At 41.0% G+C, this 21,111-nt stretch carries 22 protein-coding genes and 1 pseudogene; 10 read left to right on the top strand and 13 right to left on the bottom strand.

Annotated elements, in window-relative coordinates; genetic code table 11:
* Positions 1-52: 52 nt before the first annotated feature.
* Both ACP69Y_RS02890 and ACP69Y_RS02895 read right to left on the bottom strand, forming a co-directional pair.
* Entirely contained in the window at positions 53-1,159 is a 1,107-nt protein-coding gene (locus tag ACP69Y_RS02890; RefSeq protein WP_425915991.1) for an HPP family protein, read from the bottom strand.
* Between the two features lie 274 nt (positions 1,160-1,433).
* Positions 1,434-2,240, bottom strand: coding sequence for a transglutaminase-like domain-containing protein (locus ACP69Y_RS02895; RefSeq protein ID WP_425915993.1), 807 nt, complete (start codon positions 2,238-2,240; stop codon positions 1,434-1,436).
* Positions 2,241-2,995: 755 nt separating this feature from the next.
* On the opposite strand from ACP69Y_RS02895, the gene glyQ reads away from it, so the two are divergent.
* The 6 genes and pseudogenes from glyQ (at position 2,996) to ACP69Y_RS02925 (ending at position 9,173) form a co-directional block, all read left to right on the top strand.
* Positions 2,996-3,985, top strand: coding sequence for a glycine--tRNA ligase subunit alpha (gene glyQ / locus ACP69Y_RS02900; protein WP_131216329.1), 990 nt, complete (start codon positions 2,996-2,998; stop codon positions 3,983-3,985).
* Positions 3,985-6,054 carry a glycine--tRNA ligase subunit beta gene (glyS, locus tag ACP69Y_RS02905; protein WP_425915996.1) on the top strand — a complete coding sequence of 690 codons (2,070 nt, stop codon included), beginning with the start codon at positions 3,985-3,987 and terminating at the stop codon, positions 6,052-6,054. The genes glyQ and glyS overlap by 1 nt, the downstream gene beginning before the upstream one ends.
* Before the next feature lie 493 nt (positions 6,055-6,547).
* Positions 6,548-7,035 (top strand): annotated as a pseudogene (locus ACP69Y_RS02910) (toll/interleukin-1 receptor domain-containing protein).
* A gap of 78 nt (positions 7,036-7,113) precedes the next feature.
* The gene (locus ACP69Y_RS02915; protein ID WP_425915998.1) at positions 7,114-7,503 is read left to right on the top strand and encodes a hypothetical protein; all 390 of its coding nucleotides are present in this window, start codon (positions 7,114-7,116) and stop codon (positions 7,501-7,503) included.
* Between the two features lie 365 nt (positions 7,504-7,868).
* On the top strand, positions 7,869-8,474 hold the full coding sequence (locus ACP69Y_RS02920; RefSeq protein ID WP_425916000.1) for a hypothetical protein: 606 nt from the start codon (positions 7,869-7,871) through the stop codon (positions 8,472-8,474).
* Positions 8,475-8,675: 201 nt separating this feature from the next.
* Complete coding sequence (locus ACP69Y_RS02925) at positions 8,676-9,173, top strand: hypothetical protein (protein WP_425916002.1); 498 nt, start codon at positions 8,676-8,678, stop codon at positions 9,171-9,173.
* 51 nt (positions 9,174-9,224) lie between these two features.
* Here the strand turns inward: ACP69Y_RS02925 and ACP69Y_RS02930 are convergent, their stop codons facing one another.
* The 3 genes from ACP69Y_RS02930 to ACP69Y_RS02940 form a co-directional block, all read right to left on the bottom strand.
* The gene (locus ACP69Y_RS02930) at positions 9,225-10,178 is read right to left on the bottom strand and encodes a 2-hydroxyacid dehydrogenase (RefSeq protein ID WP_425916004.1); all 954 of its coding nucleotides are present in this window, start codon (positions 10,176-10,178) and stop codon (positions 9,225-9,227) included.
* Between the two features lie 114 nt (positions 10,179-10,292).
* Positions 10,293-10,490, bottom strand: a complete 198-nt coding sequence (locus tag ACP69Y_RS02935; protein ID WP_425916006.1) for a hypothetical protein — start codon at positions 10,488-10,490, stop codon at positions 10,293-10,295.
* Between the two features lie 161 nt (positions 10,491-10,651).
* Entirely contained in the window at positions 10,652-11,923 is a 1,272-nt protein-coding gene (locus tag ACP69Y_RS02940) for a hypothetical protein (protein WP_425916008.1), read from the bottom strand.
* 123 nt (positions 11,924-12,046) lie between these two features.
* Here ACP69Y_RS02940 and ACP69Y_RS02945 point away from each other — a divergent pair, with 123 nt between their 5' ends.
* Complete coding sequence (locus ACP69Y_RS02945; protein WP_425916010.1) at positions 12,047-12,829, top strand: class I SAM-dependent methyltransferase; 783 nt, start codon at positions 12,047-12,049, stop codon at positions 12,827-12,829.
* Positions 12,830-12,839: 10 nt separating this feature from the next.
* The gene (locus tag ACP69Y_RS02950) at positions 12,840-13,454 is read left to right on the top strand and encodes a hypothetical protein (protein ID WP_425916012.1); all 615 of its coding nucleotides are present in this window, start codon (positions 12,840-12,842) and stop codon (positions 13,452-13,454) included.
* A 54-nt stretch (positions 13,455-13,508) separates the two neighbouring features.
* Here the strand turns inward: ACP69Y_RS02950 and ACP69Y_RS02955 are convergent, their stop codons facing one another.
* The 3 genes from ACP69Y_RS02955 to ACP69Y_RS02965 all read right to left on the bottom strand — a co-directional run bounded on the left by ACP69Y_RS02955 (position 13,509) and on the right by ACP69Y_RS02965 (position 15,888).
* Positions 13,509-13,919, bottom strand: coding sequence for a GFA family protein (locus ACP69Y_RS02955; RefSeq protein ID WP_425916014.1), 411 nt, complete (start codon positions 13,917-13,919; stop codon positions 13,509-13,511).
* A gap of 75 nt (positions 13,920-13,994) precedes the next feature.
* Complete coding sequence (locus tag ACP69Y_RS02960) at positions 13,995-15,206, bottom strand: TIGR03862 family flavoprotein (RefSeq protein ID WP_425916074.1); 1,212 nt, start codon at positions 15,204-15,206, stop codon at positions 13,995-13,997.
* A gap of 7 nt (positions 15,207-15,213) precedes the next feature.
* Positions 15,214-15,888 (bottom strand): SAM-dependent methyltransferase, encoded by a 675-nt coding sequence (locus tag ACP69Y_RS02965; protein ID WP_425916075.1) that lies wholly within the window; start codon positions 15,886-15,888, stop codon positions 15,214-15,216.
* 84 nt (positions 15,889-15,972) lie between these two features.
* Here ACP69Y_RS02965 and ACP69Y_RS02970 point away from each other — a divergent pair, with 84 nt between their 5' ends.
* Entirely contained in the window at positions 15,973-16,158 is a 186-nt protein-coding gene (locus tag ACP69Y_RS02970; protein ID WP_425916016.1) for a DNA gyrase inhibitor YacG, read from the top strand.
* A gap of 71 nt (positions 16,159-16,229) precedes the next feature.
* On the opposite strand, the gene ACP69Y_RS02975 is transcribed toward ACP69Y_RS02970, so the two are convergent.
* The 5 genes from ACP69Y_RS02975 to ACP69Y_RS02995 form a co-directional block, all read right to left on the bottom strand.
* Complete coding sequence (locus ACP69Y_RS02975; protein ID WP_425916018.1) at positions 16,230-16,874, bottom strand: MBL fold metallo-hydrolase; 645 nt, start codon at positions 16,872-16,874, stop codon at positions 16,230-16,232.
* Positions 16,875-16,893: 19 nt separating this feature from the next.
* Positions 16,894-17,907, bottom strand: a complete 1,014-nt coding sequence (gene hemH / locus ACP69Y_RS02980) for a ferrochelatase (protein WP_425916077.1) — start codon at positions 17,905-17,907, stop codon at positions 16,894-16,896.
* Positions 17,908-17,973: 66 nt separating this feature from the next.
* Positions 17,974-19,002 (bottom strand): DUF4062 domain-containing protein, encoded by a 1,029-nt coding sequence (locus tag ACP69Y_RS02985; protein ID WP_425916020.1) that lies wholly within the window; start codon positions 19,000-19,002, stop codon positions 17,974-17,976.
* 132 nt (positions 19,003-19,134) lie between these two features.
* The gene (gene murI, locus ACP69Y_RS02990) at positions 19,135-20,007 is read right to left on the bottom strand and encodes a glutamate racemase (RefSeq protein ID WP_425916022.1); all 873 of its coding nucleotides are present in this window, start codon (positions 20,005-20,007) and stop codon (positions 19,135-19,137) included.
* 47 nt (positions 20,008-20,054) lie between these two features.
* A complete protein-coding gene (locus tag ACP69Y_RS02995) occupies positions 20,055-20,666 on the bottom strand; it encodes a DUF1285 domain-containing protein (protein WP_425916024.1) in 612 nt (203 codons plus the stop codon).
* A gap of 188 nt (positions 20,667-20,854) precedes the next feature.
* Here ACP69Y_RS02995 and ACP69Y_RS03000 point away from each other — a divergent pair.
* On the top strand, positions 20,855-21,111 hold a 257-nt coding region (locus ACP69Y_RS03000), incomplete at its 3' end, for an NAD(P)-binding protein (protein WP_425916026.1).

Genomic DNA, 21,111 nt, shown 5'->3' on the forward strand with positions numbered 1-21,111 from the left:
CTTTTATGCTACGACTTTTACCCCAATAAGTCGTAGCTTTTTTTTGCCCATTTTAGATTTTAGCCACCAAATTTAGCTCTTGATTCAATGCTGCAATCATATCGGCGCGGCTAATAATTCCGACCATTTTCTGGTTTTCTACCACGGCAATATAATTAAAAGAACGTTCCACAAAATACGGCACCAAATCCTGAATCGGTTGTTCGGGTTTCACGGTGACGACTTGACGCACCATAATATGTTTCACCTGACGCTCCCATGTGGTTCTTAAATCTGCCGCACGTTTAAACCATTCCACCACTTCATATAGAGCCAGTGTTCCCACCAAGTGATGCTGAGTGTCTGTCACCGGTAAGCTCATTAAATTCATATGCTTGAATTTATCTAAAGCCAAATGGATATCATCATTTTCATTCAAGCTAATCACATCCTTGGTCATGATGTCCTGACACTTAAAATGACTCACGCCTCGTGCATTGGCTTTTTCTTGAGCCGCTAAAATAATTTTTTGTAAGTCATATTCACTAATATCCAGCAGCTCCGTTTGCTGATCCAAAGTGTCTTGAATATCTTGCGGTTGAATGGTAACTTTTTGAGTTGGCGTTGGATCTTTAGAACGCTGGTTGATTTGCGCCACTTGCGGATATTGTTTGCCTAGCAAGCGGTTAAATACTATTGCAATCGTCAGCAATAAAAGTGAATTCAATAGAACCGGATAGAAAACAAAGTTGTATCCAAGTTGGTGTACCGCCTCTCCCCCCAAAACGGCAGTAATGGCCACCGCCCCACTCGGTGGATGCAAGGAATCTGTGGTCATCATTAAGACAATCGAGAGACCGACTGCAACACTAAAGGCTTCCGTTAAGTTAGGAATATACATCGCACAGCTCACGCCTATAATGCCTGCAATACTATTCCCGACCACCATATTCCACGGTTGAGCCAATGGACTGGCAGGTACGGCAAACAGCAATACCGATGATGCACCCATTGGCGCGATATACCAGGCGTTAATATCGCCTAACACCCACCAGCTGATCAGCGATGAAAGTGCAAGCCCCATCAATGCACCTATGCCACAAAGCAGGCGGTCTTTTAGCGGAAGAATTTTAAAATTAGGTTTTAGGGTATTGAGCCATTCAAGTTGTGGATGAAACACGGCACGCCTTTTGTGGTTTTTGAGTTGAAGTCGCAAATTATAGAATGATGCTACATAAAGGTGTATTCATTTTATATCTTTTCATTATCAGTTTATTGATAGACTTTTAAAATAAAAAACCTATACATTTATTATAGCATTCATAAAGATTGAGCAATGTTTGTCATTTATTCTCCACAGTGATTTAAACCAGATAATAATACACAGTGAACATTTCACATTGCCTTAACAGCATTGTACTTGGCAACACTTTTAATCACCTTGAATATCCTCCTTAGCCATCCAACTGATCAGTAATAAGGGGTTCAATCTTTATCAGCTCAATCTCACCATAAAATGTCGAAAATGCGACTTCTCCAGCATCCATTCCGGTGCCAATTCGAATTAAATTTTCTACAGGCGCCAAACGAGTCGGATCAAACAACACCCACCCCCCTTCTAAATAAGCTTCAAAAATGGCATGAAAATCCGGTAGAAATTTTTCAATTTCGATATAACCGACCACCATACGTGCCGGAATCCCTAAAGCACGACACAGGGCAATTCCCAAATGGGCAAAGTCACGACATACCCCCGCCCGCTGGATGAGCACGTCTGTTGCTGTGGTAAATTGGTCCGAGCTGCCCGACACATAAAAAATATTGTTATAAATCCACTGCTCGATGGCTTTTACCCGACTATAGCCCGGCTTCATCCATCCAAATGATCGGTTCGCCATTTCGACCAATAAATCCGAATTACAGTAACGACTGGCCAACAAATACCGCAAAACCTCATCAGGGAGATTAGGAACTGCCACTTCATTAAGGTTTTGCTGAATAGCTGCATTAACCACAGGATAACGTTCAACTATTGCACTGTAGTTCACTTCAAAACCATCACAGGGTTCTACATGCAAACGAATATGACGATTTTGCTGGCTTGAATCTTGAAATTCGCGCCATTCGATTGGCGGATTAAATGTCAGCTGTTCTTCAATAATGGTTTGGTCAGGATGATGTGCAACTTGAAGCTGGAAAACAAATTCTGTGGCTTGGACAATCTTGTATTTTAAATGGCATTGAATTTTACAAGTTGTCATAGTCTTCCTTATTTTTTAAACATTATTTTTACTGTATGCAGATTAAACCAATTTCACACAAATAATCGTATAAGATCAGTTTATCTTTCTCATAATGCTCTTTAAATAAAGCTCTATATCTACTTTATTCTTAATTTTTATATCATCGTAAAAAATAGTAATAAAAATAAACGACTAATCTAAATTTAGCATTGTGATCAAAGCAAAATCACTACATATAGCACTATGCAGGCACTTTCCATTGGCTCTTTCAGCCTTTACAATCCAAGCTTGGATATTTATGTTTAGCGCTTTTAGTCAGTCCATTTAGTACATTTGTTTTTAGCCCCTTATTTTCTGTTCAAGCTTTATGAGCGCAGTACAGTATTAGAGAGCATCATGCTCACTTTTAGTGCGCCATTTTCTGTATTTGTCTGTATTGATCTTATTTTCTTCATGAGCATTTTTCATTTGCTGCTTCTGAGTTAAATCATTTTAAAATACTTAAAAATCTTAAATTTTGTGACCATCATTTTGAGTTATTTGGGCTTCGGTGATTTGTTAGGATTTATTTTTCCGCCAAATCTTGCGCTGCAAAATTTAACTGTCGTGTTGTATATTTCGACCCCTATGCTCATTCTTTATATTTTTCTGCTTTTTCGATTCACCATCCCTATCCGTCAAAAGCCTCGATGATTCCTGTATAACCCTTTGCCACTCCTCTACAAAGTCCTTATAATTGAGCACAATTTTTCTCTAATTCTAAGTGGATGACCATGAGTCGCGCCATATCGCATATTGATACCTTCCAAGGCTTAATTCTTGCCTTACAAACTTACTGGGCTGAACAAGGCTGCGTCATTTTGCAACCTTACGATATGGAAATGGGTGCAGGGACATTCCATACTGCGACTTTCCTTCGTGCGCTTGGCCCTGAAACCTGGAACGCTGCATACGTTCAACCGTCACGCCGTCCGAAAGATGGTCGTTATGGCGAAAACCCAAACCGTTTGCAACACTACTACCAGTTCCAGGTGGTATTGAAGCCAAACCCGGATAACATCCAGCAGCTTTATCTTGATTCATTAAAAGCAATCGGAATTGACCCGTTGGTACACGATATTCGTTTTGTCGAAGACAACTGGGAATCTCCAACACTCGGTGCTTGGGGCTTAGGTTGGGAAGTTTGGCTGAACGGTATGGAAGTGACTCAGTTCACGTACTTCCAGCAAGTCGGTGGTGTTGAATGTTACCCGGTAACAGGCGAAATTACCTACGGTCTTGAACGTCTGGCGATGTACCTGCAAGGTGTCGATTCTGTTTACGATCTGGTTTGGACCAAAGGTCAGTTTGGTACAGTGACTTATGGCGATGTATTCCACCAAAATGAAGTGGAACAATCGACCTATAACTTCGAATATGCCAATGTTGAAAAAATGTTTGAATTGTTCGACTTTTATGAGGCTGAAGCAACGCGTTTAATCGAAGCTGAACTTCCACTGCCTGCTTATGAACAAGTGATTAAAGCCTCACATTGCTTTAACTTGTTGGATGCCCGTGGTGCGATTTCAGTGACTGAACGTCAACGTTATATTCTACGTGTACGTACATTGGCACGTTCAATTGCACAAAGTTATGTGGCAGCGCGTGCCAAGCTTGGCTTCCCGATGGCAGAACCTGAATTACGTGATGAAGTTTTGGCACAGTTAAAAGCACAAGTTGAAGCAGAAGCGGCTCAAGCAGAAAAAGCAGCGGAGAAGAAATAATGTCTAAACATACCGTATTGTTCGAATTAGGTTGTGAAGAACTTCCGCCAAAAAGCTTAAAAAAATTACGTGATGCACTACAAGCAGAAACCGTTAAAGGCTTAAAAGATGCAGGTCTTGCTTTCGATTCTATCGAAGCTTATGCAGCCCCTCGTCGTTTGGCTTTAAAAATCGTTAATGTTGATAGCGCACAAGCCGACACACAAAAACGTTTTGATGGCCCTGCTAAACAAGCAGCCTTTGATGCTGAAGGTAAACCAACTAAAGCACTTGAAGGCTTTATGCGTGGTCAAGGCATCACTGTAGATCAAGTATCGACTTTCCAAGCCGGTAAAGTTGAGAAAGTTTGCTACTTGAAAGATGTCAAAGGTCAAAGCCTAGACGCTTTACTGCCGCAAATTTTGCAAAATGCTTTGGACAATCTGCCGATTGCTAAACGTATGCGTTCTGCGGCAAGCCGTACTGAATTCGTACGTCCGGTAAAATGGGTTGTATTGTTAAAAGACAATGACATCATTGATGCAACCATTCAGGATCATAAAGCAGGAAATGTGACTTACGGTCACCGTTTCCATGCACCTGAAGCAATTACGCTGAACCATGCAGATGAATACTTAGCAAAACTCAAAGCGGCTCACGTTGTAGCGTCTTTTGAAGAGCGTCAAGCTATTATCGACCAGCAAGTAAAAGCTTTGGCTGATGAAGTGAATGCGATTGCGATAGTACCAAGCGATCTGCGTGACGAAGTAACTGCACTGGTTGAATGGCCTGTTGCGCTTCGTGCGAGCTTTGAAGAACGCTTCCTTGCTGTGCCTCAAGAAGCACTCATCACCACTATGCAGGACAACCAGAAGTACTTCTGCTTGGTCAATAGCGATAATAAACTTCAACCGTACTTCATTACTGTGTCGAACATTGAGTCGAAAGACCCGACACAAATTATTGAAGGTAACGAGAAAGTCGTTCGTCCACGTTTGTCTGATGCTGAATTCTTCTTCTTACAAGATCAAAAGCAACCGCTTGCATCGCGTAAAGAGAAACTGGCTAACATGGTGTTTCAGGCACAACTGGGTACGCTTTGGGATAAATCGACACGTATTGCAAAATTGGCTGTAGCGCTTGCTCCACTTACTGGTGCAAATCCTGCTGATGCTGAGAAAGCTGCCCTGCTTGCTAAATGCGATTTAACTTCTGAGTTAGTGGGTGAATTCCCAGAACTTCAAGGGATCGCGGGTACGTATTATGCACGCATTGAAGGCGAAAATGATGAAGTTGCTGAATCTTTAGGTGAGCAATATTTACCGAAGTTTGCAGGTGACGTTTTACCAAAAACCAAAACAGGTACAACCATTGCCCTTGCGGATCGTTTAGACACGCTTACCGGTATTTTCGGTATTGGTCAAGCGCCTACTGGTTCGAAAGACCCGTTTGCACTACGCCGTTCTGCAATTGGTATCTTACGTCTTGTGACTGAAAATAATTTAGACGTTTCAATTGAAGAATTAATTACGCTTGCACTCAATGCTTATGGCAATGTTGTTGCAGATCATGTCAAGACTTTGGCGGATGCAGTTGCATTCCTTGAAGGTCGTTACCGTGCGAAATACGAAGACCAAGGCGTTGCGGTTGACGTGATTCAAGCCGTTCAAGCGTTGTCACCAAAATCCCCACTTGATTTTGACAAGCGTGTAAATGCGGTAAATCACTTCCGTGCATTGCCTGAAGCTGCTGCACTTGCTGCTGCCAACAAACGTGTTGCCAACATTCTTGCTAAAGAAGCTGCACCGACAGGTGAGGTTGTTGAAGCAAACTTGGTTGAAGATGCTGAAAAAGCATTGTTCGCTGAACTTGCGAAAATCACGCCAGTGGTTGAGCCGTTATTTGCTGCGAAAGACTATACTGCTGCATTGTCTGCTTTGGCTGCCCTTCGTGCGCCAGTCGATGCGTTCTTTGACGGTGTAATGGTCATGGCAGATGATGCTGAATTGAAAGAAAACCGTTTACGTATGCTTGCACAGCTTCGCGACTTGTTTACCAAAGTGGCTGATATTTCTGTGCTTCAGCACTAAGTTCTGATTTAATAAAAAACCCGCTTTAAAGCGGGTTTTTTATTTTGTAATTCCATAATTTAAATGATATTTTGATCAAAAATAACTCATTTTTAATCAGGAAATTCAAATGGTAAGTAATTTAAGAATTCAGAATATCAACCGTTACACCAAAAAAATCTCTGATTTAAATTTGAAAATTAGCCAAGAAAATAAAAAAGAAGCTACTCTAAATGATAAAATTAACCAAATTTTAAAATCATTGAACTCCAAAAATGTAAGTTTAAGTACTTTAACTAGCAAGACTTCAGAAATGAATCGCAAGCAAACTGAAGTTTTAAAATGTCAGCAGAAAAAATCTGAATTACAGAAAAAATTAGGTATAGCAGAAACTAATTTATTAAAAGAAAAACAAAAGTTATCTAAAGAACAAGAAGCGGAAAATAAAAAAATAATGGCTTTAGAAAAGAAACTTAGCCAACAACAAGTTTTAAATAGTAAAGCTGTAACACAAATGATTTCAAATGCTGGCGTTCAACATAAAGAAAGTTTACCGGAATTGGAATATGATTTTTTCATTTCGCATGCATCTGAAGATAAAGAAGAATTTGTCCGTACACTTTATCAAGCTTTAAATGATGCAGGCTATAAAGTTTGGTACGACGAGATACACTTAAAGTCGGAGATAGCCTAACGGCTGAAATCAATAAAGGACTAATTAAATCAAAGTTCGCAGTAGTTGTAGCTTCAGAAGCCTTTATTAGAAAAAATTGGACACGTTATGAGTTTGAATCTTTAGTAGCCCAAGAAATGAATAGTGGCATAAAGCGAATTTTACCAATATGGTATGGGGTATCAAAAGATCAAATAATTAACTTCAGTCCCAATTTAGCAAATAAAGTTGCATTAAATACTGCAAATCAAAGCATTTTAGAAATCGTTGAGGCATTATCTGATTTAGTACCTCTAAAGGAAAATGAATTAGATCAAGATATCTCATAGCGTAAATAATTTTCATATAGGCATTTCACGTTATATTTCATATACTCAAACTAACAACACTCAACAAGAAAGAATCATATGAAATTTAAAACGATTATTTTGACTGGTCTTGCGGGTATTGCTCTTACAGCGTGTACATCTGCACCTACTATTCCACAGCTTGAAACAGGTGTATTACAGGAAGTCCAAAACCTGGAAGTCTATCCAAACACCACCAACAACAAAGCAAAACTGACCAAATTTCCCGGAAAATGCGTGATTGAATTTACGGGCAACCTAGAAGCTGGCAAGTCAGTAGAACAATGGGCTTTTAAAGGCTTAACGCTTATTTCAGGTGGCTCTGCAACCTTTGCCAAAGATGGTACCAGTACCGCAAACAAATTTGACCTCAATGCCCCAGAAGTGCAAAAGAACTTCCTTGCACTGCGCCATCATTTTCATAAAGATGCTTTAGCACAATGTGACTAATACAACCAAGAATCACTGATTCAAATTTGAATTGGTGATTCTGCTCTTTTTCAAAATATTTTAGTCCAGCATTCCACTTTATATTTTTATCTAAAAGGTTTTCACCCCTATTTCTGATGATGTTTTAAAATTCACATTTAAAATATCAAAAGGTTCATTTTTTATAAAAACAACTCAAATTTAAATCATTATATAAACCAGATCTGTAAATTCTCTTCATATTCTTATCAATATTGTTGATTCAGTGTTGCTAAAACGTGTGACTTTATTCTCAATCCAATAATTTACGAATTAATCTCTTTATTATGTGAAATCTTATAACTCGGTGAACATTCGAGTTTCGCCATACAGGATACATTTAAGCGATGAAAACCCTTAAAACTGCATTGATTACCACTGCACTATTGGCCACTTCTCCTCTGTTCGCAAATACCACAGTACAAGCGACAGCAGATATAAAAACAGAACAACCCGGTGTATTACACAGCTTGTCTAACGGGGTGAAAAATACCACCCATACAGTTGGTCAAGGCATTCATAACACTGCTCACAAAGCAGGCGAAGGTATTCAAAACACCACACAAAAAGCAGGTCAAGGCATTAAAAACACTGCGGTCAAAGTAGATCATGGTGTAGAAAAAGGCGTTGATAAAACTCGAACCACAGGTAAAAAGGCTGTAGAAAACACCAAAAAATTTACTGCAGAAAAATCTCAGGCAGTCGTAAATAAAGCTGGAAAAATTAAAGATGCAACCGTGAAAACAGCAGATAAAACCAAAACCTTCGTCGCTGATAAAGCCGATAAAACCAAAAACTTTAGCAGTGAAAAATTGCAAAAAACCAAAGACACTGTAAGTTCCCAGTCAGGCAATGCCGGTCTAAATACGAATGCCAAAGTCGAGTTAAATACTCCAGCGGCTAATGCAAAAGTAGGTCTAGATACAAATGCGTCAGTAAGTCACCAAAAATAACGTAGTGTTTAAAATTTATGTCTGAAAAGCTCATTTTTATGGGCTTTTTCTTTTACTGGGCATCACGAATTTATTTTTAATGTTATGAATCTGTAGCCATTTCATCAAACTTCATATTTCTAGCAAAATTAGCCTATAGAATAAAATTAAATAGAGATGAAATGACTCGAAACGAGCGTTAAAACAGGAATAAAACCCATAATGAAAACGATGAAAGCTGCATTAATTACCAGCGCAATTTTGGCTTCAACTCCCCTTTTTGCTCAAACAACGACCGAAACTGCGACTCCCACACAGCGTCAGGCTGCACCATATGGTGATAATCCCAATATTTTTAAAGTGATTACCCACAAGGCGCAAACATCGGTGCAAAATACGGCTGAAAAAGTTGATCATGCTGCACAAAAAGGAATCGCGAAAGTAAAACCTAAAGTTGAAAATGCCTGGGAAGGAACCAAAGATTTTGCTACGGAAAAATCGGCAGTGGCAAAAGAAAAATCTCAACATGCAGCAGCAACAGTAAATAAAAAACTGAATGAAACCAAAGATAAAATTATGGGTAGTCCAAATGACCAGCCTGCGCCTATTGTTTCCCATCCTTTGAGTCAGTCATCGACAGGAGTGGATTCCGCTCCCGTTCAATCCGTACCCTCGACCCAAGTACAACCGGTACAAAACAATGCAACCACCAACTTATAATGAATCTGCTCTCTTCTTTTCAGAAGCGGGCGAAATTGGGAGTCGGTTAATTTAATTCACTTGTCGAGTCGGCTGACCAGATTTAAACGCTGCTACATTGTCTAGCATCTGCTGCACAATGCGTTGTCGGGCATCAACACTGCCCCACGCACTATGTGGGGTAATAATCAAGTTTGGAATATCATCTGCCAATAACACATTACCTTCTTTCGGTGGTTCAACCGTAAGAACATCGGTTGCAGCCCCGGCAATTTTGCCTTGGCGTAAAGCATCCGCAAGCGCTTGTTCATTGACAATGCCACCACGTGCACAGTTAATTAAAAATGCACTCGGTTTCATGGCATCGAAGGCTTGGGCATCTATCAAATCACGGGTATCGTCGGTTAATGGACAATGCAGACTCAGGAAATCGACTTGAGACAATAAATCTGCAACAGGAATACGACTGGCATCAGTTGGACGATTTGGTAAAGATCCGACCAGTATTTTCATGCCAAACGCTTCAGCCAGTTTTGCAACCGCCTGTCCTAATTCACCATAACCAATAATTCCTAAAGTTTTGCCTTCCAGTTCAATAATAGGGAAATCCAGCAAACAAAATTGCGAGGCTTTATTCCATTCACCTTGTTTCACCGCGCGGTCATATTTAAGCAATGAAGTGGCTAAAGCCAACATTAAGGCCAAGGTATGCTGTGCTACAGCCGAAGTGCCATAACCCTGACAATTACACACCACAATACCCTGTGCACGTGCTTGAATCAGGTCAACATTGTTTGTACCTGTCGCGGAAATTAAAATCAGTTTTAAATTCGGACATTGCTGAATCGTTGCTGCATCCACCAGCACTTTATTACTGATAATGACATCTGCATGCCGCACACGTTCTAAAACTTGCGCTGGCTGAGTGCTTGGAAATAGGCTTAACTCATCAAAAGCCGCTTCGAGCGTACTAAAATCCAAATCATTTTGATCAAGTGATTCATAGTCTAAAAATACGGCTTTCATGATGCATTCCTTGGCTGGTTCAGAGAGGGATCTGCAAATTATTCCCCCATGCATTAAAAGCCAGATGTGCATGCTTTTTCAACCAAATTCAGGTAGCAGATATGAAAAAACCCACTATTTAGTGGGTTTATTAATATGGACTTGAATCGACTTCCGAATTTCAAAAAATACATAGATTGCCAAGGCAAACACCACCAGCAATCCTGCGCCCATAATCATATAAGTGGCATCTGGACTCTGGGCAAAAACATAGGAAGGTATCGATATAGAGATGATGGTTAAAAGCACAGCCGGTATAAAATCACGTTTCATCCTTAAGCACCCTGTCGTGTTTATTTGTTTGTTGTTCAACATTTAGCAAATTTAACTTGCTTTATATTTTCTATCTTAGACCGATTAAAATATAAAGCAAGCGATCAAAATAAGACCAAAGTCGGGTTCGTTTTAAACAATCACAGGCTATTCGATAATGCTTAAGACAGTTCCGGTTGAGTGACGAATTGAGCAGTTTCAGGCGTGTCTTCAATAAAATCATGACTGCCGTATTCATTATTACTTAAGTTTAAATGCTTATAACTGAGCAAATAAAAATCGCTATATTTCTTGATCACAATCGGATGCATGCCGGTTGTTAACGGCTCCTGTTCCTTAAACAGCTTCATCACATGACGGTCATTCATTGCCACAACATAGCGCTCATCATTTAAATTAATCTGCACCAAACCACTGCCCTTGGCAAAAATCGGGATCAGAAATTTATGATTTAAGGCAATTGCACCGGCGGCGTAGCTTTCAATTTTTTGGCTAATCACATTGAATACCAGCCCATGGCCGAAACAATCCAATAAATGACTACGGTTTTCTTGGGGCAAACTCACCTGAATACCGAGTTTCAGTAAATCTTGCTGACTGACTTGCTTGTTGCTGAGCAATTCTCGCAGTAGATTCTGTTTCAACTTCACATCAAAAAACTGGCTATCCAGCTGCAAATCATTATTAATTAAAATCGAACCCAAGGCATTACGATGGCGCGGCAATAAGTTTTCAATCACTTTACGATAATAGAACTTGCTGCTCTTTTTGACCTGACGAATTTTTTTATAGAAATAGGGTGCATCAAATTCATGCAATAAAAAGTCATGCAGTAATTCTGAACTGGCAAGCACAGCAATTGCATCGTGTCCGGTAAAGGGTAAATTTAAGGTCTGAATTTGAGGCAAAACCTGCTCAAGTTTTAAATAATGCGCGCGATCTTCGGGGTAGTACGGATCATAAACCACAAGGTATTCACGCTCGGCTGAAACATCTTGAGGCTGCACCTGCATATTGGCATTTAGTTCCTCATGGAAAAACATGTTATAGCGCGGGTCTTCAACCTCCTCAGGATTGATTGAATACTGCGGCACCAATGCAACCACGCGTTTTAAGTCAAGCAAATTTGAATACTTGATTGCAGCATAACCGCCCATTGAACCGCCATAGCCAATCCGTTTTTCAAACGGCGCAATCAGTTCCTGAATCTCGGCAAACATCTGTCGCATTGAGCTTTCCGGAAACCACGATTTCTGCTTCGGCATAATTCCAATTACATTAAAATCATGTTTATGCAAGGATTTTTCGGCATTAATCGCCAGCCCTTTGGCACGGGTAATTAAATCGCCAAAAGAGAAAACCAGCTCCTCCGATGAACCTTTTAAAAATATTGCACGAATTTGTTCGTCTTCAAAAATAATGTGTTTTTCCATTTCCACACCGAAGCAAATCGGCCCTTGTTTTGTACAGTCAATAGAACAAATAGACACCTTGCCTATTTACGAAAAGCGACTATGTTATTTTATAGATGCCAAGAATATTAAAAAGCGCAAAATATGACACAATCACTTCATCCAGCTGCTCAAAAAGGTTTCAGTTCTGCTGCAGAACTGTATCAACAGGTGCGTCCCGATTATCCACAAGATATCGTCAGCTGGCTGCAAGATCAGCTGCAACTTTGCGAAAAATCGCATGTCATCGATCTCGGTTCCGGCACGGGCAAATTCTTATCCTACTTAGGGCAAATAACTTCGCACATCACCGCGATTGAACCGGTTCAGGAGATGCTGGCACAGCTGCAACAGCTATATCCCGAGATTCAAACCCTGCAAGCCTCTAGTGCACATTTGCCTGTCACTGCAAATAGTATGGATGCGGTCATCTGTGCACAATCCTTCCACTGGTTTGCCAATCTTGAGACTTTACAGCAAATTCATCAAGCCTTGAAACCATCCGGACATTTGGCACTGATCTGGAATCAACGTGATATAGACGTTGACTGGGTCAAGACACTGGCAGATCTGATTGAACCTTTGGAGGGTAACACACCTCGTTATCATAGTGGAAAGTGGAAAAATGTGTTTCAGCATCAATCCTTATTTCAGTTGGAAAATATCCAGACTTTTAAGCTGAAGCATATCGGTACGGTAGAAAATGTAGTGTCTAAGCGTCTGCTTTCTACCAGTTTTATTGCTGCAATGCCGAACCAAGAACAACAGCAATTAAAAGCCCTATTTGAACAGATTGTCTTCAGCTACACTGGTAAATATCCACAAGATGAAATTACCTTCCCTTATGTAACCCATGCTTATGATTTTAAAAAAATCGATCAGAAATAAAGGAATCATCATGAAAAATATTAAATTGAAACAACTAGGTCTGCCTGTTTTATTATGTTCAAGCATCTTTCTGACGGCCTGTGATAACAGCAAAAATAGCACCACTCAAAACGATAAAATTCAGCCTGAAGATAAAGTCATGCAGGATTTGATTACCGAACCGGTCAAAGCGTTCGAGAAAACTGCAGATGATCAACATGATATTGCCTTACTCACCGACTTCGACACGCGTTTCACCCAAATGAGTGATGATATGGAAGACGAGCTGACGAAAATGCAGGAAAAGGGTTCACTCACCGATGAATTTGCGCACGACCGCAAACGCGACAATGTTCAGTCGGCACTCAATATGCTGAAAGATCTGGACTTGAAAACCCAGCAAGGTCGCTATATTCAAGGCTTAATTGCAGAATACTGGCAAGACCAAGCCAAACTGTATGATCAGAATAAAGATAAAAAAGCAGATGTAATGAAAAATTCAGGCGATCGAGTCAAAGGTTTAGGTGAGTTTTTACATGCTCAAGAACAGCTTGAACATTGGCAATCGCAATATCCGGAAATGGGTAAAGCTGAAACAAAAAAAGCGGAAGCAGCTAAATCCGAGACCACTCAATCCAACTACTAAAACTGGATAGATAAAAAAGGGATCATTTGATCCCTTCATTTTTATTGCAATGATTTATGGTCGCCCGTCATGCTGCACCAAGCCATCGCAAATCGTATCCCACTCTGCCTTGGAGGCAGCAAAAATATGTTGGGTCGGCTTTTGCTGAAGTGGTGTATCCAGTGTGCCAATTCTTAAACGGTACAGATCCGGTGTTTCAGTTTTAATACTGATAATCGGCGAGCCGCAATCAGCACAAAAACAACGCTGAGTGGTTGCACTGGATTGGAACTTTTTCAGCAAATGCTCCCCTTGCACAATTTTAAAATCGGCTTTTTTAATCGGAGCATTGGTGGCAAAAGCTGTGCCATTGGCTTTACGACACTTTCGACAATGACATTGCACGATGTCACCGATTTCACCCTGAATTTCATAGCGTAAACCGCCACACAAACAGCTTCCGCTACATAGATTTTGTTCAGACATAACAGTCGCATTTTTCATAAGGTTTGAGTAATCAACCTAACATGCTTTAAATTACGGTTCAAAATCTTCCTTGCTCTATTTTTGCAGCAAGGCAGCAGCAAGATAACCATGCACACCCTCAGCCGCAGCACGACCCGTGGCAAAACATGCAGTCAATAAATAACCGCCTGTCGGTGCATCCCAATCCAGCATCTCTCCGCAACAAAACACATGCGGATTAGACTTTAATTGCAGTTGTTCAGACAAGACGTCTCGTTTAACTCCACCGGCACAGCTAATGGCTTCTTCTATTGGACGGAAGCCCTCTAAAGGAATAGGCAAATGTTTAATCTGCTGTGCCAAAGCCCGCGGATCATTCCATAGATCTTTAGCCACCAACTCACGCACCAGATTGGCTTTGGCATTATCTAAACCTGCTTTACGCCAGACATTACTCAAAGACTGCTTTTTACTCGGTTGTAATTTTTGCGCGAGTTGCTCAACCGTCTGATCTGGAATTAAATCCAAATACAGTTGCATGACTTGACCATTTTTAAGCTGCTGACGCAACGCACGACCCTGTTTATAGATCAGACTACTTTCCAGGCCATAATGGCTAATCACAATATCGCCCATGGTTTTGGCTTGATTATCCACCCATGCTTCTACCCGTTTTAAAGGCTGACCAAATACCGGATGCATAAACTTGGACCAGGCTCGTTCCACGCCGGCATTGCTGGCTTGAAAGGCTTCAATTTCATCCTGAGATAACCATTGTTGCCACGCACCGTCACTGCCAAGTCGTGACCATGACACTGCACCGCATGCCATCACAATGGCATCAAACTGCTGAGTTTCAACCTGTTCTGTGACCAGATTTTTAAACTGTAATTCGGAACGGTTTAAGTCCAGACACTGATGCCGATAATGAAAAATCACCCCATGTTCGGCTAAGCGTTTTAACCAGGCACGAAGTAAAGGAGCCGCTTTCATCTCAACGGGAAATACGCGCCCAGATGAACCGATATAAGATTCAATTCCTAAGCCCTTCATCCATTGTTGAATCCAGTTTGCATCCCACTGTTTTATCCAAGCTGCAAGCCACTCGGCTTGATCATAGCGCTGAATAAATTGTGCCATAGGTTCAGCATGGGAAATATTTAAGCCGGTTTTGCCTGCCATTAAAAATTTACGTGCTGCCGATGGTTTCTGCTCATAAACATGTACCTCATAATCGTACTGAGTTAACACTTCCGCAGCCATCAGTCCTGCAGGACCTGCTCCAATAATTGCGACACGCTTTTTTATAGCCAACTTATTCAGCATCTTTTACATTCGTTTCTGATGCAGTTTCGATCACCGCATTTTGACCTTGCAGCGGCATAAAACCATCAAAACGGGTCGTGTAGCCTTCTGACTTGGTGATGATCAATTGCTGACACAATTCACCACGTTCCAAATATTTAATTTCAAAATGGGTGCGTGCCGAAGTGGTTGGAATCAGTTCTTTAATAAACGGTAATTTCCATACCTCAATCAGCTGTTGCTCTGCTTCTGCTATATATTCAGGAATATTACTGGCCAAAGTCACTGTGCCACCGATCTGTAAACGCGACAGTAAAAATTCAAAAAATGGCATATTCAACCAGCGCTGTGCCGGATTATGCGGTTCAGGATTTGGATATAAAATAAAAAATTGCTGTACTTGTGCCGGCAATAAAGCATGTACAATCCATGGCATGGCATCGGCATGAATCGCCTGTAAATTGCTTTGTCCTTCCAAGGCATGCTGTTTTTGCATCGCCACATATTTTTCACGGGTGCGTTCAATTGCAATCAATTTATTTTCGGGATGCTGACTCGAAAAAAGCAAGGCATGCTTACCTTTACCTGCCCCAATTTCCACACAAATTGGCTCTGGGCTAATCATTTGAAAATCACGAGGCGCATGCATACGCTGTGCTTGAAATTGACGAATTGGCATAATCAGATCAAACTAACAAAAATCGGCTCAAGTCTAGCAAGAGCGACTGAGTTTGACTAATCGAATCATCATTTTTATCCGGAGAATAAGATGCCTCGCACTTTTCCTTGCCCGCGTTGTGGCAAACCTTCGACTTGGGAAGGCAATGCGTTCCGTCCTTTTTGTTCAGAACGCTGTAAAATGATTGATCTGGGAGCGTGGGCAAATGATGAATATAAACTGCCGACTCAAGATGCGCCGCAAGCAGATGGCGGTCGTGAAGAAGATGAGTTTTAATGATCTAAAAAAATAACATCTATAAAAAAGTCTGCAGATGCAGACTTTTTTTTACAACAAAATCCCAGGCATTAACCTGCTTTACCCGCCACAAAAGGGTTATGTTGTTTTTCAAAACCAATGGTACTGATTGGACCATGACCCGAAATAAATTGGGTTTCATCCGGCAGACTAAAACATTCACGCTGAATCGAATCTAATAACTGTTGATGATTTCCGCGTGGAAAGTCGGTACGGCCGATCGAACCTTTAAACAGCACGTCACCTGTCCATAATAAACCGTAATTTTTGTTATAGAACATCACGTGACCCGGCGTATGACCTGGGGCAAAACGGACTTCAAACTCTTCCTCACCTAGCTTCAATACTTCTCCACCTTCAAGCCATTGGCTAACCTCTACTTTTTCCGGAATTGGAAAGCCATAACGCGCTGAAACTTCCTGAATCATATCCAGCCAAAAAGCATCCTCCTTATGCGGCCCAATGACCGGTACATTCCATAATTTGGTTAATGTACCTACTGCACCGGCATGATCCAGATGACCATGGGTCAACCATAAGGCTTTAACAGTCAAACCCAAAGCATCCACTTCGGCTTTCAATTTTTCAGGCTCCCCACCCGCATCAATCAAAATTGCTTCTTTGCTGTCGGCATCCCACACAATCGAACAGTTTTGCTGAAATGCCGTAACAGGCACAATTTTGACTTGTAACATGGGGAGAATCTCGCTGAAATTAGTGGGCTAATGTATGGGTTAATGCATCAAGATTAGCGTGAAGCAAAGTTGTGAGCAATGCGATATGATCATCACGGGCATTTAATGCCGGAATATAGGCATATTGTTCACCGCCCAAAGACTCAAACAATTCGGCATTTTGTATGGCCAGTTCTTCTAGAGTCTCTAAACAGTCTGCAGAAAAAGCTGGACTCATCACCTGTACTGATTTCACTCCTTGCTCTGCCCATTCGGTCAAGAGCGCATCCGTATAAGGCTTAATCCACTCCTGCTTACCAAAACGAGATTGGAAACTCGCTGCCCACTGATGATCCTTTAACCCAAGCTCATCGGCCACACGTTGCGCAGTAATACGACAACGGTCTGCATAAGGGTCACCTTTATCGGCATATGGCTGCGGAATACCATGGAAAGACATCAACAGTTTTTCCGCTGAGCCATGTTCAGCTTGATAATCTCGTACACTTTGCGCTAAAGCCTGAATAAACAAAGGATGTTGATAGTAATCGCGAATAATCGATAAGCCCGGCAAATTACGCTGGGTCAGTATCCATTTGGCGACCGCATCATACAGTGGAGCGGTAGAGGTTGCCGAATACTGTGGAAATAGGGGCAGTAAAATAATATGGTCTTGCGGTTGTTCAGCTAACTTGGCTAATACACTTTGAATACCGGGATTAGCATAGGTCATGGCCGGCACAACATTGATTTCGAATTGCGGATAAGCTGGGATTAATTGTTGTTGTACGGCTTCCACTTGTTGCAACAAAATTTCACGCATTGGTGAATCTTGCCCCCACACCATTTCATAGGCATGAGCTACACGCTTGGGACGAAATGGCAAAATAAATAGACGTAAAATAAGTTGCCATACGGGTTTTGGAATTTCAATGACCCGCTGATCAGATAAAAACTGCTTCAGAAAACGACGGACTGCCGGAACAGTTGGCGCATCAGGAGTACCCAAATTGGCCAAAATGATAGTAACTTTCGCTTTAGGTGCAGAAAACATCAAACCCTTTTCCAACATAGATGAACTGGTTTACTTTAACAGTTTTCTGCACTTTCTCTATATGAATTAATACGGTGAATTAAATTGAAAAACACGATTATTCTCAAGCGAATTACTTTCTAAAAGCTTTTGCCCTTTGGGAGTGATGTGCCACAACATACGTTGCCGGTCATCGCGTCCAGATTGCACAATCCAGTCATTCTGACGCATTTGCATTTTAATACTGTGTAAAGCACGAATATTAATCTGCGCACGCGCCACTGCATGTGCACGAGGCATTTCTACACGTGCATCTGCCAGACCTGTATCATTTAAATATTCATTTATACATTTAGAAAAATATTCTTCTGGCGTCGGATTGACAAACATGGTGCCTAAAATATTCAGTAACTGTGCCCAAGTCAGTTTTTTTTGAATTTTCAATTCTTTGAAATTACCGTCTTGATAAGCATGCATTCGATATTCAAAAGAAAATAATTCATGCATTGATACTTTGGGTAAAGATAAGAACGGATCGACTTCTCGTTTGCCCACTTCTGTTTCAAGTTGTTCAATTTTAGCTTTAAATTGATCAATTTCGTCATGCAAGGATTGAGTGTTCTGCGGTCGAACCCATCCTGAAACAGGATAGCGTTCAAGCATTTGCGGCATATTAAAGCGTACCGCCATTTCCAAGTCACGAATGCTACGATAAGTAAAAATTTGATCGGCTTCTTGTTGTAATAATTTACGGAATTCTAGGAATTTTTCGCGAAGTTCCGGTTTTTGATCCTGCAAAGCAGGGTCCCGCGATGCCGGATCTTCATGCATAAATACAATAATCGGTTTTTGTTTGGTGACAGCGTAAATATATTCGAGGTGCATATACCCGACACCTGACACAGATTGCTCGCCATATTGACTGCCCAAAAGAATTACCACATAGTCGCAGTCATCAATTTGACGACGTGCAAACGCCGTACTTAGTGGTGTACGTTGTTCTAATCCCCAAGAAAAGAACCCCATCCCCACTAGAGTTTGAGCTAAAACAATACGTTCTGGCTGCATTTCACTACCAGACGTAGAAATAAAAACCTGATAACGCTTATCGAGCATTGGTTATCCTCTTCCAATTGCATATTACATCCCCCAACTGTAGTTATGCTTAGCAGTTGTGCTGTAATCGACCACCCTAATCTAAAATCTAATTTTTTACTATATTTCAAAAGACTAGCTGCGTTTCTTTGCTTATTCAACAGTAATGTTGCGAATATCCCAAGTTAAATTCTGTTGAATCAAGTACTGCAACACAGTTTTTAAATTTTCTGCATTATTGCCACTGACATGACATTCAATTCGTAAGCTGTCTTTTTGATCTTGTTCAAATAATAACTCATTTTTAATCAAAATTCGGGCTGTTTGTCGCGCAACTGGTACTCCAGAGTCAATTAATGTCAGTTTCTGACCAAAAATTGACTCAATCGCAGGTTTTAAGAAGGGATAATGGGTACATCCCAGGACTAAATAATCTGCCCCTTGGTCTACCACTGGTTGTAGTATTTCTTTTAAGGTTGCTAAACATTCCGCACTCATCTGCGCTCCATTTTCCACAAAGGGCACTAATTCCAGACAGGTCACAGGAATGACATTCACATGGGCAGGCAGGGCAAAACGTTGCATCACATCTTGAATCAGTTTGCCCCGAAAAGTCGCTGGCGTTGCAAGAACCGCGATTGTTTTTGACTTAGTTTGTAATACAGCAGGTTTTAATGCCGGCACTAAACCGATAATTGGAAAATCTTCACCATAATGATCACGTAAATAATCCAGGCTAAATGCAGATGCGGTATTGCATGCCACCACTGCCACTTTACAGCCATGGCGATATAACCATTCAATTGCATTGGCGGTCAAATCGCGAATATTTTGATCATCACGCGGTCCATAAGGCACATTTGCGGTATCGGCATAATAAAGGATACGTTCTTTGGGTAAATAATTTGCAATGTCCTGTGCTATAGACAATCCACCTATTCCAGAGTCAAAAATCCCAATAGGAGCATCAGGTTGCGCCTTGGGCATTGGATTTGTTAAAGGAGAAATAGGATGAATGGCTGTCATAGCTTCACTTTCAGCAGTTCAAAATTGGGAAGAACAAAGCTTAAACCTCAGGTGCCTAATTGCAAGTAAAAATCGCCACTTTGTAGGTTTAAGATGGTATCACCCTCAGCATTTTCAAGGAGCTGTCCCATTTCAATTAAATGAAAAAAAGCAGAACGTTGAATTAGGGCATTGATGCCAAAGCGAACATGCACATAAGGACGTAATTCACCTAAATATTCACGCATAAAAACTGGGTGTTCCTGATCTACAATCACAATATCTTGAGTAGTGGTGGACAATTGAATATAGGTTTTACCCTCAATTTTAACCTGATCCACCTGGTTCACAAATAAAGGCTCATCTTCCACTTCTATTTCAATTTGCTCTACCGGGGTCTTTAGGTAGAACTTGCCCTCTTCTTTCCAAAGTACGGTTGAGAACAAGTCAATCATGGCTTGACGCTTGATCAATTGACCTTCGTGCCACCATTCTCCATTAGCTTTTACCTTCAAATCCATTGCACCACAATGCTTTGGGTTAAATTGATCCAATGGGGGTATTGACCTTTTGTGACCGGTCTGTGCATCTTTTAAGTATTGTGTAATACCCATTAAATTTTTATCATCAGGAATATCGACATTTTTCGTCTGATTTGGTGAATTATTTTGATTAACCATACGGAATACCCCTGCTGACGGAAAAATAATATGATTCAGCCAATTGGCTAGATCACGGTTTAAAACTATACTAGCCCACAATATAAAAGACACGATAATAAAATTGTGTCTGGGCTTTAAGAACACTCATGGCAGCACCGAGTGAAATCATTACGGTTGCCACCTTCAAATCATATGAGGAGTCCTACATGGAACACATCGAACGTGAATCGATGGAGTTTGACGTCGTTATCGTAGGCGCAGGCCCTGCGGGTCTTTCTGCAGCGATCAAAATCCGCCAACTTGCAATTGAAAACAATCTAAACGATCTGTCCGTTTGTGTCGTGGAAAAGGGCTCTGAAGTCGGTGCACATATCCTGTCTGGTGCGGTACTTGAACCGCGTGCCATGAATGAGTTGTTCCCAAACTGGAAGGAAGAAGGCGCACCGTTAAATGTGCCCGTGAC

The sequence above is a fragment of the Acinetobacter sp. TSRC1-2 genome (assembly GCF_049895885.1).
GTDB lineage: Bacteria > Pseudomonadota > Gammaproteobacteria > Pseudomonadales > Moraxellaceae > Acinetobacter.